A 14,528-nucleotide genomic window follows, 5' to 3' on the forward strand; every position below is an offset into this window, starting at 1 on the left:
CTATATGCCGTCTCCCAGATTATTAGCAGTAGAATGAGAAAGAGGGCTTTTCTCCAAAGTGTAGTCATTGCCATATTCCTCCTTCGCCACCTTCTCCAGTTCAGCGGCCAACGTATCCATAATCTGACTCTCGATATGGTGCAGAAGTGAGTCGCCAGGCTCCCGCGGCCGTGCTGCCTGCACGCGGAACTCCTTCTTAATCCGTCCCGGCCGGGTAGACATGACGAGCACTCTGTCCGACAGGATGACCGCCTCCCGAATGTTATGCGTGATGAACAGAATGGTCCTCCGCGTGTTCAGCCATATTAGCTCCAATTCCTTATGCAGCAGCAGCCTAGTCTGTTCGTCCAGTGCAGCGAATGGCTCATCCATGAGCAAAATCTCCGGGTCCATGACGAGCGCCCGCGCTATCGCCACCCTCTGCTTCATCCCGCCCGACAGCTCGTGAGGATAGCGATCCGCGAACTTCCCCAAATGGACAGCCCGGATCTGCTCCATGGCTCGCTCGCGGCGCTCCTTCTTTTTAATTCCCTTTTGCTTAAGGCCGAATGCGACGTTCTCCAGCACGGTAAGCCAAGGATACAGTGCATGGTCTTGGAATACGACGATCCGATCAGGCCCTGGGGCCGTGACTTCCTTGCCGTTTGCTTCTACTCTGCCGTGATCCGCCAGCTCCAGCCCTGCAACCAAGTTAAGCAATGTGGACTTGCCGCAGCCGGAAGGACCGAGGATGGAGACGAACTCTCCCTTTCCTATCTCGAAGTCAATGTCTTCCAACGCAGTATAGCCCGCTCTACCCCGTTGCGCGAACGTCTTACCTACTCCATCTACACGAATCATGCTCCCGCCCCCCATGGCTTTCCACATCGTTACAAGTGCTCTTGGAACTTGTTGGTATCTTGAATGACAACTATTTTCTTCTCATAGCGAATGATGCCTTCCTCCCGCCATCGACCCAATGTCTCCGTAACCGTCTGCCTGCTGCAGCCGATGACATAGGAGATCTCCTCATGGGTAAGCGAAAGCGTGACGACCGTCTCCTTCCCCTCACGAACTCCGAGCTGCATTAGCAGTTGAGCCAGCCTCCAGGCAACCGGCCGTGAGATGAGCGTCTCTACGTAACGCTGTGTCTGCAGCAGACGACGGGCGTTGACTACCGTTAGCGCGTAGAGTGCATCTGGATATCTCCTCAGCAAGCTGGTGAATTGGGAGGTTGGAATCGAGACAATTTGGCTGTCCGTAATGCATCGCGCGTAACGTTGTCTCTTCTGCCCCGTCAGCACCTCGGCCGCACCGAACACCTCGCCCTTGTGCCTCAGGAACAAGGTAATGCTCTGGCCCTCTTGCGCAAACTGCGAGATCTTCACCAGTCCGTCCTGGACGAAATAGATCTCTTGACTTTCTTCCTCGCTCCTGAAGATAAAGGAGTTCTTCTTCATGCCGCGAGAAGCACCAAATTCCTGGAAGAGCTTCGCTAACGCGAGTTGCTCGGCTTCACCGTTATCCGTTACAGTTCCTTCCCAATAGGAGGACATACCATCATGGTCCATCGTCGTTCCACCCTTCTCTAGCTGTTGGCTAATTCAAAGTTTGCCTATCGGTATTTACAATTATAATTCATGGCTTAAAACAAAAAAAGTCGGCTAGCCGACAAAATATAAGACGTATCATTGGTTTATTTGTTGGAGATGGTAGTGACAGATCTTCTGAATGACTAGTTTTTATACAACGCTAGCGAGGATCGGTCATATTAAAAATACAAATTCTCAGGTTTTCGTCGTATACTTGGCGAAAGTTAGTCCATTTCTAAGAATACCTTTGGGTCCTCAGATCATCTGTCATTTACTTGCCCTCCATGAATGCAATGGGGCATCAGGAAATTATTTTGCACAGAAAAAGAATTTGAAAGAGAAAGACTCAATTCCATTTAGATGCATGGCGCAGAAGAATGATAAATTTTAAGCATTAAGAAGTATGGAGGCAGGGAACAGATGAACGCGGTTAAAGTGATGCTCGTGGATGATGAGGTATTGGCGATTGAGCATATGAAAAATCTAATCTCGTGGCCGCAGCTCGGTTACGAGATCGTCTGCACGGCGAGCAAGCCGTCTCAAGTCATACGGCTGGCGAGAGAGCATCGCCCAGACTTGATTATTATGGATATCGTCATGCCCGGCAAGGATGGGCTGGCGCTTAGCAAGGAGCTGCTGGCAGAGGAACTGGCGCTGAAAGTCGTGCTGCTTACCTCCCACAAGGAATTTGAGTACGCCAAAGAAGCGCTCAAGCTGGGCGTGTCCAACTATTGGATTAAGCATGAGATGGACGCGGAAACAGTCAAGCGAGAGCTCGGCGGCTTAAGGGAGGAGATTGAGAGCGATAGGCGGCTTCAGAAAAATGATCGCGGCAGACTGCTTGTTGATTGGCTCGGCGGAAGGCCTCTGTCGGACACGCAGTGGAGGACGGCGACAGCGGGCTTGTCCGAGGCGTTCGATCGGCTTCATCTGCTCGTGCTTGAGCCTGTTCGTATGATGCCAATACTGCCCGACGTAATGTCAATTAAACCGATTTGGCCGACGGAGTGGCCCGATGCAAGAGACTCCGGCCTATTAGCGGCGATCCCCTTCCTGGAAAGCTGCTTTGTGCTCATCTATGGAGATAAGAGCAGCAGGGGCGAGAGCAAGATGCGAGAGCTGCTTGAGGAAAAAGCGGCCGAGGCACGGCGTATGATCGAACAGCTGACAGGCCGCCCGGCATCCATAGCGATGGCATACGGTTTGCCGAATCGGGCGGACGTTCCCGGAAAATTGGCTGAAGCTTTGAAATGGCTGTCACAGGCCATGTTTCATAGCCCCAATCATCTGTTTCGATTGAACGAGCTTCAGCGTGAGGAAGAGAAGGCTCCCTTGCAGCTGGAGTGGGAGGATGGCCTCAGGAAGACGAAGGAACGGCTGTCGGATAGCCAATATGAAGAAGCCGCGCGCGAGGTTTCGGCTCTATTCTCGCTAGCTTCGGTAGCAAAGGATGCCAGCGGGCTCGCGGACCTATGTCGGCAGCTATTCAGCATGTTGAACCGCTATCGCTCCACTTGCGGACTGCCATCTCTAACGGACACTTGGGCTGCTGGCCCGGGCACTGATGCAGATTGGTCCTCGCTTGCGGGTATACGAGATTGGTTCTTGCAAGAGTTGAATACGCTCGCGCAACTGTCAGCCGGACTGCCAACAATATCCCGTAAAGTGCGCCAAGCACTGGAGCAAATGGAGCGGCATTACGGCGATCCCGAGCTAGACGCAGACACACTCGCACGGCAGCTTGGCATTTCACGCGACCACTTCCGCCACTTGTTCAAGCTGGAGACAGGCAAGACAGCGCTCGACCGGCTTACAGAAATCCGAATGGATAAAGCCAAGCAGCTGCTGGATGAAGGAAGCCTCAAGGTTTATGAAATTGCCGACCGGGTCGGCTTCCGCAATGGGCAGTATTTCAGCCAAGTCTTCCGCAAGCTGACGGGCATGACCCCGCTCGAATATATGGAGAAACGCAGGTGACCCTACAATGCGCATGAGGATACGCACCAAGATTATCGCCAGTACCGTTCTCGTCGTTTCCATTTCGCTTATTCTTAGCGGCTTTTTCATCTATGACTACGCCAAGGATATTATTCGCGAGCAGTCGATTAAGGACAGCCGGACGAAGCTCGCGCAAATTTCGTTTCAGCTTAATAAAATTCAGGAGCAGGTCGTTAAGACAGCGGAGTACATCGTGTCCGACGAGGAAATAGCTGCTCTCATTAATGCGCCAGCAAGCGAGGACATTGAGGTGAATTACTTTCGCAAGCAAGCGGTGCAGGAGAAGCTAGGGCGGTTTGTGGCGCTCAGCAATTTCATTTTGAACGTCGTGATCGTTACGCCGAAGGAGGAAACCTACTCCAACTATAGCGGTTATGAGGATTATTTCTCCGAGTACTTGAAGCAGGAATGGTTTGTGAAAATGAAAAATTCACGCGCCGCTTACAGCGAGCCGCATCCGTTCTTTTTTATTAGCGGCAACCGTCAGGTTTTTAGCTACGTGTTGAAATACCGCCCCCTTGGGCAGGAGTCGCATGAGGAAAGCTATCTTGTTATTGATATCGCCTATTCCGAATTAGCTAACGTCTTTTTGCAAAGCGCTCAGGATTTCGAGCAAATCGAGCTGTTTACCGGCTCGGGCGCCCTGCTGCTTGAGGCCAATAATAAGCTGCCGGAGGCAGATCGGTCGTTCATGAAGAGCGTCCTGCAAGCCGGCGAGCCGTTCGCGGAGGACGCCCGCACGATTGTGTTAATGGACGATGCCATGAATCAGGGCTGGAAACAGGCGGCTTTGCTGTCTAAGAGCAAATTATTTATGAAAATTAATCGCGTATTCTTTTTCTATATCCTTATCATCGTTACCGCTATTATGGTGACAATGGTCGTCATGCTGCCCATTATTGTCAATTTGATGAAGCCATTGATCCGGCTGACGAATGCGATGAAGCGCGTTGCGGTCGGCGATCTCGGGACAAGCGTCCATATTCGCAGCGGAGACGAGCTTGAGATTATTGGCACAGGCTTCAATCGGATGGTCAGAGACTTGAAAAGCCTGATGGACACTGCCGTCCAGAACGAAACCGTGAAGCGGCAAATGCAAATCGACTTATTGATGGCTCAGATCAATCCGCATTTTTTGTACAACTCCTTAAATACCGTCATTTACTTGTCCCATGCCAATCGCGGGACCGAAGCGGCCGAGGTGACGCAGGCGCTCATCTCCATTTTGCAAAATACGATTAAGACGGGGGAGGGGGCTGTACGCGCACCTCTTTCGGAGGAGAAGCAGATCATCGACAAATATACGGTTATCCAGCAGACGCGTTATCCCGGCCAATTCCGGCTCGTCTGGGAGATCGACGAAGCACTGCTTGATCGTTCGGTTCCCCGAATGGCGCTTCAGCCGCTCGTGGAGAACGCGATTGTGCACGGCATCATTCCGTCGGAGCTAGAGGAGGGCACGATTATTGTGCGGGCCTACCGGGACGGAGAACAGCTTGTCTTGGAGGTGGAAGACGACGGACAAGGTATGACGGTTCCCGAGGAAGGCTGGAGGATGCACATGGGACAGGCGGGACAAGAGCCGGAGCGTACGAGAGGAATCGGATTGTCTAATATCCAAGAGCGGCTGCAAACCCATTTTGGCGCATCGGCTCGTCTGGAAGTATCTAGTGAACGGGGCCAAGGCACCCTGATACGCATGAAGCTTCCCTGGATAGACCGGGCGTAAACGGATCTCGCTATCCTCTGGCGGCAAGGCGCAAGCCTTCCGTATCGTAAACCACTTGTTATGATCGCCGGATATTATACGAAATCGCCGTTTTGGCTAATTACCGGCTAATGGGGTCCTGAGTTACGATAATAATGTAAGCACTTACAAAACTACTTTAGGGGGACTCACCAACGTGAACATCAAAAAGCAGAGCAAATGGGTGGGCGGTTTCGTATCTGTAATGATGCTGACTGGGCTGCTTGCAGCCTGTGGCGGCGGCAACACAACTGGAGACAATAGTACGGGCAACAACGGAGGCACTGCTGCTCCTGCGGCATCGACTGCGGCCAGCACCGATCCGACACAGATTAGCGGCACCGTAAAGGTGTGGGACTGGGATGAAGCGTTCCAGAAGGGCATGATCGTAGAATTTAATAAAAAATATCCGAACATTAAAGTCGAAGTTACCGTCGTTAATCCGAACGATTACTTGCAGAAGCTGCAAAGCGGCATCGCTTCCGGCTCTGACGTTCCCGATGTCATTCTTGGAGAGTCGGCCTACCGCGGCAAGCTGTTTGACCTTGGTGTGCTTGACAACCTTGAAGCAGCACCATATCACTTCGATAAAAGTACGATTATGGATTACGTCGTGCCTTACGTCTCTAATTCCAAGGGTGAAGTCATTGCCGTTGATCAATCGCTAACGCCCGCAGGCTTCGCGTACCGGAGAGATTTGGCGAAGCAATATTGGGGCACGGACGACCCGGCTGAGCTAGAGAAAAAGATTTCGACATGGGATGATTTCATCGCTGCCGGCAAGGAGCTTAAAGAGAAGAGCGCTGATAAGGTGCTCATGTTCCCCGGCCTGGGCGACGCCTTCCTCGCCTTGAAAGGTCAGAACTTCGCTTCCTACGTAAACGGCACAGAAATTGATTTGACGAGCAAGCTGCAAAAGCCTTTGAACCGCTTGTTTGAGATGCGTGACGCTGGCATTATCGGCAAAAATGAATTGTGGACTCCCGCTTGGTCGGCCTCCATGGCGAAAGGCGAGTTCATGTTCTACCCAATGGCACCATGGGGAGCCAAATGGCATATTTCAGCGAATGATCCCGATGGCTCGGGACGCTGGGGTCTCGTCAAGGCGCCAGAGGGCGGCTTCACCCGCGGTGGAACAGCAATTGGCATTTATAAGGACAGCAAGGTGAAGGATGCGGCTTGGGCCTTTATCCAATATGCCTACTTGTCCGAGGAAGGCTCAGCATACAATTTTAAAACCTTTGGCAATATGACCAGCACCAAATCATTCTACGAAACCCAAAAAGCGCTCATCGACGCGCCAGGACCTTATGACGAATTTTTCGGCGGCCAAAATCTCGCAAAATATTTTGTCGAAAATATCGTTCCCGATATGAAAGGCGAAGCACAGTCCAAATACGATTCTGTCGTAGACTCTGTGTTCAACGCCCTTTATCCGCTATGGATGAAGGATGGATCGGTTACCGCCGACTCTGCGCTGCAGAAGTTCATTCAGGAAACGAAGAACAAGGCATCGGATGCGACCGTTAAGTAAATTTGGGGAAAACGAGGGATGACCGTGAATGCGGAACGCATAACTACCAACACTTCCGCCGCATCCAGCAAACGCAGATGGGGGCCACGCATGTGGCCCTATCTTTTCGCCCTGCCTTTCGTGCTGACGTATGCGGCATTTCAATTGTATCCAGTCCTATACTCATTCTTGCTCAGTCTGCATGACTGGAATGGCATAGGCGAGAAGACATTCGTCGGCTTTAAAAACTATGTACAGCTTTGGACGAACGACCCTTTGTTTATTAAATCCTTGTGGAACACCTTAATCATGATGGCGATGTTTATTCCCTTAACCTTGATTTTAGGACTCACGCTGGCGTATTGGACCTTCCATTTGACGCGTGGCAAGAGATTATTTCAGACAATCAATGTATTGCCATATATTACGACACCGGTAGCCATAGGCTTTATATTCTCCTACCTATTTGACTGGCAGACGGGCCTGGTGAACCTGCTTCTTACGAAGGTTGGATTGCTGGATGAAGCCTTCTACTGGCTTCAGGACCCATGGGGCTCCCGGGCGATTATTGCTCTAATGGTCATCTGGCGCAATCTCGGGTATTTCATGATTATTTTCATGGCTGGCATGACGGTCATACCGCAAGATGTATACGAGGCGGCTAAAATGGACGGCTCAACAGGGCTTCATACGTTCCGTAAAATCACAATGCCTCTGCTGCGGAGCATTATCGTCTTTCTCGTCGTCACATCCGTTATTAACGGCTTGCAATTATTCGATGAACCGAAGCTGCTTTATGGCGGATGGTCCGGCTCGGCGCAGGTTGGCGGCCCTGACAATACAGCGCTAACGATTATTTGGAAATTTGTGGATGAGTCATTTGGTTCCAACACGCGGTTTGGCTATGCTTCAGCTATTGCCTATTCGCTGTTCTTGCTCATCGTATTATTCTCCATTTTAAGCTACAAACTCACAGCACCTAAGGAGGACAAGCGATGAAAGCAGCCAGCATGTGGTTTTGTTTAATTGTCATCTCCCTGCTCTCGCTATTCCCATTTTATATTATGATCGTTATGGGAACGCATTACAGCGAGGATCTATTCAAGGGGATTCCTATTCTTCCGGGCAGCTATTTAGCTGAAAACCTGAGAACCGTACTACAGGCCGATTTTCTAAAGGTGTATGGAAACAGCTTGCTCGTATCTATTGCGTCCGTCGCTTTGGCGACATTAACAAGCACCCTTATCGGCTATGCTGTAGCGAAGTTTGATTTCCGCGGACGGAAGCTGCTCCAGACGTTCGTTATTATTACGATGATGGTACCGACCCAAGTCGGGTTGATCGGATATATTATCGAAATGAGACATCTCGGAGTAGGCAACACGCTGTGGCCAGTCATTCTCGTCTGGGCGGCATTCCCGTTTGGTGCGTTTTTCATGATCCAATTCATGCGCGATTCGATTCCGAACGACTTGCTCGAATGCGCGCGAATTGACGGCTGCTCGGAGCCTGGCATTTTCGTTCGGATCGTACTGCCCATCATAAAGCCGGGTCTTGCGACGCTCGCAACTCTCGTGTTCCTATGGTCGTGGAATAACTATTTGCTGCCGCTCGTCACCATTAATAAATCCGAGTGGTACACGCTCCCGATCTTCATCTCCAACCTGGGCATTGTGCATCGGACCGATTATGCGGCACGAATGACCGCTCTTACGATGACGACGATTCCCGTGCTCATCCTATTTATTCTTGGCTCCAAAACATTCATGAAGGGCTTAACCGCAGGTGCGGTAAAAGGCTAGACCCTTATTGGCAAAATAAACAGGCTCTACCTATAGCAACAGGTTTTATGACAAACCTGCCTGCTATAAGGAGAGCCTATTTCGCGTAAAGCAAGCATTCCTTTTGTTCAGGTCCCTTACTATCGAAATCATTTCGAGCTAATTGGGCTCAGCATTGCCCCCTCGCTGGCAGGTGGCTCCATTCATTCTTTACTTGATTCTCTTAATCTTTTGCGGGCAACGCCCGTACGATAGGCCGCTTCTATAACTGCCTCTCTTACTCTTTCTACTACCTTCTGATTGAATACGCTCGGTATAATATACGTTTCGCTCAACTCCTCATCCGTCACAACCGATGCAATTGCCTGTGCGGCCGCAAGCTTCATCGCTTCATTGATTTCACTCGCCCGGCAATCGAGCGCGCCGCGGAAGATGCCCGGGAAGCACAGCACATTGTTGATCTGGTTCGGCTTGTCGGAGCGTCCGGTTGCCATCACCCTAACATAAGGCTCCGCCAGCTCCGGGTCGATCTCCGGCACCGGGTTCGCCATGGCAAATACGATGGGGTCCTTCGCCATGGACTGGACGTCCTCGACCTTGAGAATATTCGGAGCCGAAACGCCTATAAATACATCCGCTCCCTTAATGACGTCGGGAAGGCTGCCCGCTTCCCGATTCGGATTCGTTAGCTCGGCAAACGTCGCCCAATGCGGGTTGTCATAATGCTTGTCTCCATGAATGGCGCCTTTGCGGTCCACACCGATTAAATTGCGCACGCCTGCGGCTAGAAGCATCTTCGAGCAAGCAATGCCTGCTGCCCCGATACCATTCACAACGACCTTAATATCCGACATTTGCTTGCCGGTAATTTTGAGTGCATTCAGCAGGCCAGCCAAAATAACGACAGCCGTTCCGTGCTGGTCATCGTGAAAAACAGGGATATCCAATTCCTGTTTCAGACGCTCCTCGATTTCAAAGCAGCGCGGTGACGAAATATCCTCTAAATTGATGCCTCCGAATGCGGGAGCGATGGACTTGACGATACGGATAATTTCTTCCGTGTCCTTCGTATCCAGACATATTGGAAAAGCGTCCACTCCCGCAAATTCCTTGAACAGCATCGCCTTTCCTTCCATGACAGGCATAGCCGCCATCGGACCGATGTCGCCAAGTCCAAGTACAGCCGTCCCATCGGACACGACGGCGATCGTATTGCGTTTGATCGTCAGCGAATACGCCTTGCTCGGCTGCTCAGCAATAGCTGTACAAACCTGAGCAACGCCGGGAGTATAGACCCGTGACAAATCATCCCGATTTTTCACTGGTATTTTGGAGGCGATTTCGATTTTCCCGCCCAAGTGGACAAGGAAGGTGCGATCGGAAACATGAATGACTTTAACGCCCTGCAGCCTCTCCAGTGCTTCAACAATTTGCTTGCTGTGTGCCTGATCGGATACGTTGACGGTAATATCGCGGACGGTGCTCGTACGACCCGACGAAATAACGTCTATGCCAACAATGTCCCCGCTTGTCCTTTCAATCGCAGCGGCGATATCGCCGAGCGAGGTGAGCTCCTTGTCGATTTGCAGCCGAAATATCATATACGTGCTTGCGCCGTTTGTGATGGACATGTTTATCTCTCCTTTTTAATTAATCGTCAGTCAATTGAATGGTGGGCATTGCTTTTTTATCTTTTGTCCAAAAGCTCCACTCCCGCAATTCCCGGGTTCGTCATCTCATACGGATCGAGAATGATTTGGAGCTCCTCTTCCGTCAGCACATTATAAAGCAGACATAGCTCACGAACGGGACGGCCTGTCAAAATGGCCTCGCGTGCAATTCTCGCTACAACCTCATAGCCAAGATGCGGGTTGAGCGCAGTAATAACGCCGACGCTTTTCTCCACATACTCTTTGCAGCGCTCCACATTCGCTTCAATTTCCTCCAAGCAATGAGCTCTGAAAACCTTGAACACTTGATTCATCATGCTGAGCGATTGGAGCAAATTAAATACAAGCACAGGCTCCATAACGTTAAGCTCTAGCTGACCGGCCTCCGATGCCAAGCATATCGTGTGGTCATTGCCGATAACCTGAAACGCCACCTGATTAACGACCTCTGCCATGACCGGATTAACCTTGCCCGGCATAATGGACGAGCCCGGCTGACGGGCGGGCAAATTCAATTCCCCGAATCCGGCACGCGGCCCGGAAGCCATCAAGCGCAAGTCATTGGCAATCTTGGACATATTAATCATGCATACTTTGAGCGCAGCGGACACCTCTGTATAAGCATCCGTATTTTGCGTAGCGTCTACCAAATGCTCGGCATTCGTAAGCGGCAGCCCGCTAATTTCAGCCAGCATTTCCACGACGCGCTTAATGTAACGAGGGTCGGCATTGAGACCCGTTCCGACGGCTGTTGCCCCCATATTCACCTCGTACAAATGGCCGCGCGTTTGTTTAATTCTCTTGATGTCGCGTTCCAGAACGCGGCTGTATGCCTCAAATTCCTGCCCAAGACGAATCGGTACACCATCCTGAAGATGCGTCCGTCCCATCTTGATAATGCCATCGAACTGCACCGCCTTTGCTCGAAACGTCGCCAGCATTTCCTCCATCGTCGCCAGCAGCTTCTCAATTAATACGAGCACTGCAATATGAATGGCCGTTGGGAAGGCATCGTTAGTCGATTGGGACATATTCACATGCGTATTGGGGCTGACTTTAAAATAATCGCCTTTCGTTCCTCCGAGCAGCTCGATCGCCCTATTGGCAATGACCTCATTCGTATTCATATTAATGGATGTGCCTGCTCCACCCTGTATTGGATCTACGATAAATTGCTCATGCCATTTGCCGTCGATCACTTCCTGCGCTGCCTGCATAATCGCTCTTCCAGTGTCCGGGTTCAGCTGTCTAATCTCCATGTTCGCTGCAACCGCCGCATGCTTAACGATAGCCATCGCACGAATTAACTCTTCATGAATGCGGTAGCCGGTAATTGGAAAGTTTTCCACTGCTCGCAGCGTTTGAATGCCATAGTAGGCGTCTTCCGGCACTTCTTTAGAGCCAAGAAAATCCTTTTCGATTCTGAAATGAGCTGACATTGGACGTTCCCCCTTGTTTTGAGCTTATGAGCTTATGAGCTTTTTTTGAGCGTCTCCAAATATTGTTGTCCCTTATTCTGATCATATTGTTTCTCCCATTTCGCCATTACAACCGTAGCAACGGAATTTCCGATAACATTCACTACGGTACGAGCCATATCGAGAATCCGGTCAATCCCTGCAATGAAAGCAAGGCCTTCAAGCGGGATGCCTACAGACCCAAGCGTGGCGAGCAATACGACGAACGAGGCACCCGGCACTCCAGCAATGCCCTTAGAGGTCAGCATCAGAACAAGCACCAGCATAATTTGAGAGCTGATTGGCATATGAATGCCGTACATCTGGGCAATAAACATCGCCGTAATCGCTTGATATAAGGTCGAGCCGTCCAAATTAAACGAATAGCCCGTCGGTACGACAAAGGAGGTGATGGCTTTCGGCACACCAAACTTCTCCATTTTCTCCATCATCTTAGGAAGTGCGGTTTCAGAGCTTGCTGTTGAGTAGGCTAAAATGAGCTCATCCTTTAATATGAGAATGAATGACATCAGTTTTGTTCCGCACAGCTTCGCAATTAAGCCAAGAATAAGCACCACGAATAGGAACATTCCAACATATACGGCTAGTACCAGCTTCCCCAATGGAATCAGAGAGGCGATGCCAAACTTGGATACCGTCATGCCGATTAAGCCAAATACGCCGATGGGAGCAAACTTCATAATTTGATTCGTGACCCAAAACATGGATTCAGCTAGGCCTTGGAAAAAAGCCAGCACCGGCTTTCCTTTTTCCCCAATAGCAGCAATCCCCAAGCCTAAAAATACGGAAAAGAATATAATAGCGAGCATATCGCCGGCAACTAAGGATTCGAAAATGTTTTTCGGAACAATATTGACGAAGGTGTCCATAAAGCTATGACTGGTTACCTCCTTCGTCGCCTCCACGTATTTCGTAATGTCCGATTTCGCCAGAGAATCCATATGAACCCCAGCTCCAGGCTGGAACAGATTTGCGATGATGAGGCCAAAAACGATAGCGGCTGTCGTCACGATTTCAAAATAAAGAATCGTTTTCCCGCCTAGTCTGCCAAGCTTTTTAATATCTCCTACCCCAGCTATTCCGACAACCAAGGAGGATACGACAATCGGAACGACAATCATTTTGATCAATCGAATAAAAATATCTCCCGCTGGCTTCAAATAGCTTTCGATGGTTGGATTGCCATAAAAGATGGCTCCTACAGCAACCCCTAAAATAAGGCCGGCTAAAATTTGAAAAGCCAATCCAAATTTTTTCATCCTTAATCCCCATTTCTATTGTTTATTAAGCGCTTTCATTTATGTGTCTAAGCTGTTTCCTTGAATGGTCTCATTGTACGGGCAAGCTACACCAATCTATTCGAATCTACAAACTCGTTATAAGAATTTATTAATTTCGGCATAATGAGGAGACAAAAGGACGCTTTTCACGAAGGAAAATGGGAAATGATGTCGAATGACTGTTACGTCATACAAGAAAGGGGGCTGGAATGCAGCATTGAGGGACAAATGGCTTTTGCTGCTGCTCATGGTTGTTTCGGTGCCGCTTGCGGGGGAATTGAATTTTTATCCGTTTCATAATGATTTTCGGGTCAGTCTGGGAACGCCAACCTTCTTTCTGTTTTTACTATGGCTAAGGTTTCCTTCCCCCTTCGTCTCCGGCCTGCTTGTCGGCGCTGCGGTTACCTTTTTTCGCACGGGGCTTGAGGTGGCTATCGAACCAGCAAGAAGCTGGGACGCTGCTTTTCTGCACCATTATCCGGTATTTTTCTACTATTTGATCTATGCGGCTGCATTTGGAGCTGTACGACTGAATCGCTATCATAATCGCCCCATTATTCTCGGCTTATTAGGGGTGACCATTGAAATTGCCGCATCGCTCACAGAGCTGCTGATGCGCTATTCGGTTACGGAGCAGGTCGTGAGCTTCTCCACTTGGAATCAAATTTTGCTCATCGGGGTTTTCCGAAGCTTCTTTGTGCTTTCCTTATTCAATCTCGTCATGCTAAGGCAGTCGAGGGCGGCCGAGGAGCTGACGCGCAAGGAAAATGAGAAGATGCTGCTGCTCATCTCGGAGCTGTATGAGGAATCCATTCAATTGAAGAAAACGCTGCACAATGCCGAGAATATCGCTCGGGACAGCTATGGGCTCTATCAATCGTTAAAGGCTGAACATCCCGCGCCGCTTGAAGAGCTGGCTCAAAAGGCGCTGCAAATTGCGGGACAGGTTCATGATATCAAAAAGGACAACCAACGCATTTACGCCGGACTGTCCGGCTTGATCACGCACGAAAGCGAATATATGCGGGTAGAAGCATTAGTCGATATTGTTCTACGCTCCAATGAGAAATATGCCCGCTCGCTCGGCAAGCAAATCGATTTCTCCCTGCACATGGAGGGAGTCTTTCCCTTGTGTCACGTATACGTTTCATTGTCCTTGCTCAATAACCTGGTCGTGAATGCCGTTGAAGCCTTGAATGAAACAGGCATGATTCGGATCAAAGTTACGCGGGAGCAGGAGTCTGTTGTTTTTAGCGTAGCCGATACTGGCCCGGGCATTGCACCCAAGTATCGAGAGAAAATCTTTATGCCCGGCTATACAACGAAATATGATGAAGCCGGCACTCCCTCTACGGGCATTGGCCTTGCTTACGTCAAGCAGGAGACAGAGCGTCTGCTCGGAACCGTCCGGGTTCAGGCTGGCAGCGATGAGGAGGATACTATTTTCACAATTACGCTGCCTGTGAGTCAAATAGGAAAGGAGGAGTAGA

General features: G+C 50.2%; 11 protein-coding genes. 6 read left to right on the plus strand and 5 right to left on the minus strand.

Going from position 1 to position 14,528, the window contains the following annotated elements; genetic code table 11:
* Positions 1-840, minus strand: coding sequence for an ABC transporter ATP-binding protein (locus V5J77_RS26070; protein WP_338553695.1), 840 nt, complete (start codon positions 838-840; stop codon positions 1-3).
* A 29-nt stretch (positions 841-869) separates the two neighbouring features.
* Positions 870-1,439, minus strand: a complete 570-nt coding sequence (locus V5J77_RS26075) for a Crp/Fnr family transcriptional regulator (protein WP_338553696.1) — start codon at positions 1,437-1,439, stop codon at positions 870-872.
* A 552-nt stretch (positions 1,440-1,991) separates the two neighbouring features.
* Here V5J77_RS26075 and V5J77_RS26080 point away from each other — a divergent pair.
* From V5J77_RS26080 to V5J77_RS26100, 5 genes are all read left to right on the plus strand, one after another.
* The gene (locus V5J77_RS26080; RefSeq protein ID WP_338553697.1) at positions 1,992-3,548 is read left to right on the plus strand and encodes a response regulator; all 1,557 of its coding nucleotides are present in this window, start codon (positions 1,992-1,994) and stop codon (positions 3,546-3,548) included.
* A 7-nt stretch (positions 3,549-3,555) separates the two neighbouring features.
* Complete coding sequence (locus V5J77_RS26085) at positions 3,556-5,298, plus strand: sensor histidine kinase (protein ID WP_338553698.1); 1,743 nt, start codon at positions 3,556-3,558, stop codon at positions 5,296-5,298.
* Positions 5,299-5,473: 175 nt separating this feature from the next.
* The gene (locus tag V5J77_RS26090) at positions 5,474-6,850 is read left to right on the plus strand and encodes an extracellular solute-binding protein (protein ID WP_338553699.1); all 1,377 of its coding nucleotides are present in this window, start codon (positions 5,474-5,476) and stop codon (positions 6,848-6,850) included.
* 90 nt (positions 6,851-6,940) lie between these two features.
* Positions 6,941-7,828 carry a sugar ABC transporter permease gene (locus V5J77_RS26095; protein WP_338553700.1) on the plus strand — a complete coding sequence of 296 codons (888 nt, stop codon included), beginning with the start codon at positions 6,941-6,943 and terminating at the stop codon, positions 7,826-7,828.
* Positions 7,825-8,631, plus strand: coding sequence for a carbohydrate ABC transporter permease (locus V5J77_RS26100; RefSeq protein ID WP_338553701.1), 807 nt, complete (start codon positions 7,825-7,827; stop codon positions 8,629-8,631). Before V5J77_RS26095 ends, V5J77_RS26100 begins: the two co-directional genes overlap by 4 nt.
* Positions 8,632-8,813: 182 nt before the next feature.
* Here the strand turns inward: V5J77_RS26100 and V5J77_RS26105 are convergent, their stop codons facing one another.
* The 3 genes from V5J77_RS26105 to V5J77_RS26115 are packed head-to-tail and all read right to left on the minus strand — an operon-like array spanning position 8,814 to position 13,017.
* The gene (locus tag V5J77_RS26105; RefSeq protein ID WP_338553702.1) at positions 8,814-10,241 is read right to left on the minus strand and encodes an NAD-dependent malic enzyme; all 1,428 of its coding nucleotides are present in this window, start codon (positions 10,239-10,241) and stop codon (positions 8,814-8,816) included.
* 56 nt (positions 10,242-10,297) lie between these two features.
* A complete protein-coding gene (gene aspA, locus V5J77_RS26110) occupies positions 10,298-11,719 on the minus strand; it encodes an aspartate ammonia-lyase (RefSeq protein WP_338553703.1) in 1,422 nt (473 codons plus the stop codon).
* A 32-nt stretch (positions 11,720-11,751) separates the two neighbouring features.
* Positions 11,752-13,017: a cation:dicarboxylase symporter family transporter gene (locus tag V5J77_RS26115; RefSeq protein WP_338553704.1), complete on the minus strand. Its 1,266-nt coding sequence runs from the start codon at positions 13,015-13,017 to the stop codon at positions 11,752-11,754.
* A gap of 196 nt (positions 13,018-13,213) precedes the next feature.
* Here V5J77_RS26115 and V5J77_RS26120 point away from each other — a divergent pair, with 196 nt between their 5' ends.
* Entirely contained in the window at positions 13,214-14,527 is a 1,314-nt protein-coding gene (locus tag V5J77_RS26120) for a sensor histidine kinase (protein ID WP_338553705.1), read from the plus strand.
* Position 14,528 lies beyond the last annotated feature (1 nt).

The organism is Paenibacillus sp. KS-LC4, assembly GCF_036894955.1.
Classification (GTDB): domain Bacteria; phylum Bacillota; class Bacilli; order Paenibacillales; family Paenibacillaceae; genus Pristimantibacillus.

Bases quoted from the DNA above. Each gene is read 5' to 3' on its own strand.
- V5J77_RS26070 (WP_338553695.1), bottom strand. From the start codon at position 840: ATGATTCGTGTAGATGGAGTAGGTAAGACGTTCGCGCAACGGGGTAGA.
- V5J77_RS26075 (WP_338553696.1), bottom strand. From the start codon at position 1,439: ATGAAGAAGAACTCCTTTATCTTCAGGAGCGAGGAAGAAAGTCAAGAG.
- V5J77_RS26080 (WP_338553697.1), top strand. From the start codon at position 1,992: ATGAACGCGGTTAAAGTGATGCTCGTGGATGATGAGGTATTGGCGATT.
- V5J77_RS26085 (WP_338553698.1), top strand. From the start codon at position 3,556: ATGCGCATGAGGATACGCACCAAGATTATCGCCAGTACCGTTCTCGTC.
- V5J77_RS26095 (WP_338553700.1), top strand. From the start codon at position 6,941: ATGTGGCCCTATCTTTTCGCCCTGCCTTTCGTGCTGACGTATGCGGCA.
- V5J77_RS26100 (WP_338553701.1), top strand. From the start codon at position 7,825: ATGAAAGCAGCCAGCATGTGGTTTTGTTTAATTGTCATCTCCCTGCTC.
- V5J77_RS26105 (WP_338553702.1), bottom strand. From the start codon at position 10,241: ATGTCCATCACAAACGGCGCAAGCACGTATATGATATTTCGGCTGCAA.
- aspA (WP_338553703.1), bottom strand. From the start codon at position 11,719: ATGTCAGCTCATTTCAGAATCGAAAAGGATTTTCTTGGCTCTAAAGAA.
- V5J77_RS26115 (WP_338553704.1), bottom strand. From the start codon at position 13,017: ATGAAAAAATTTGGATTGGCTTTTCAAATTTTAGCCGGCCTTATTTTA.
- V5J77_RS26120 (WP_338553705.1), top strand. From the start codon at position 13,214: ATGACTGTTACGTCATACAAGAAAGGGGGCTGGAATGCAGCATTGAGG.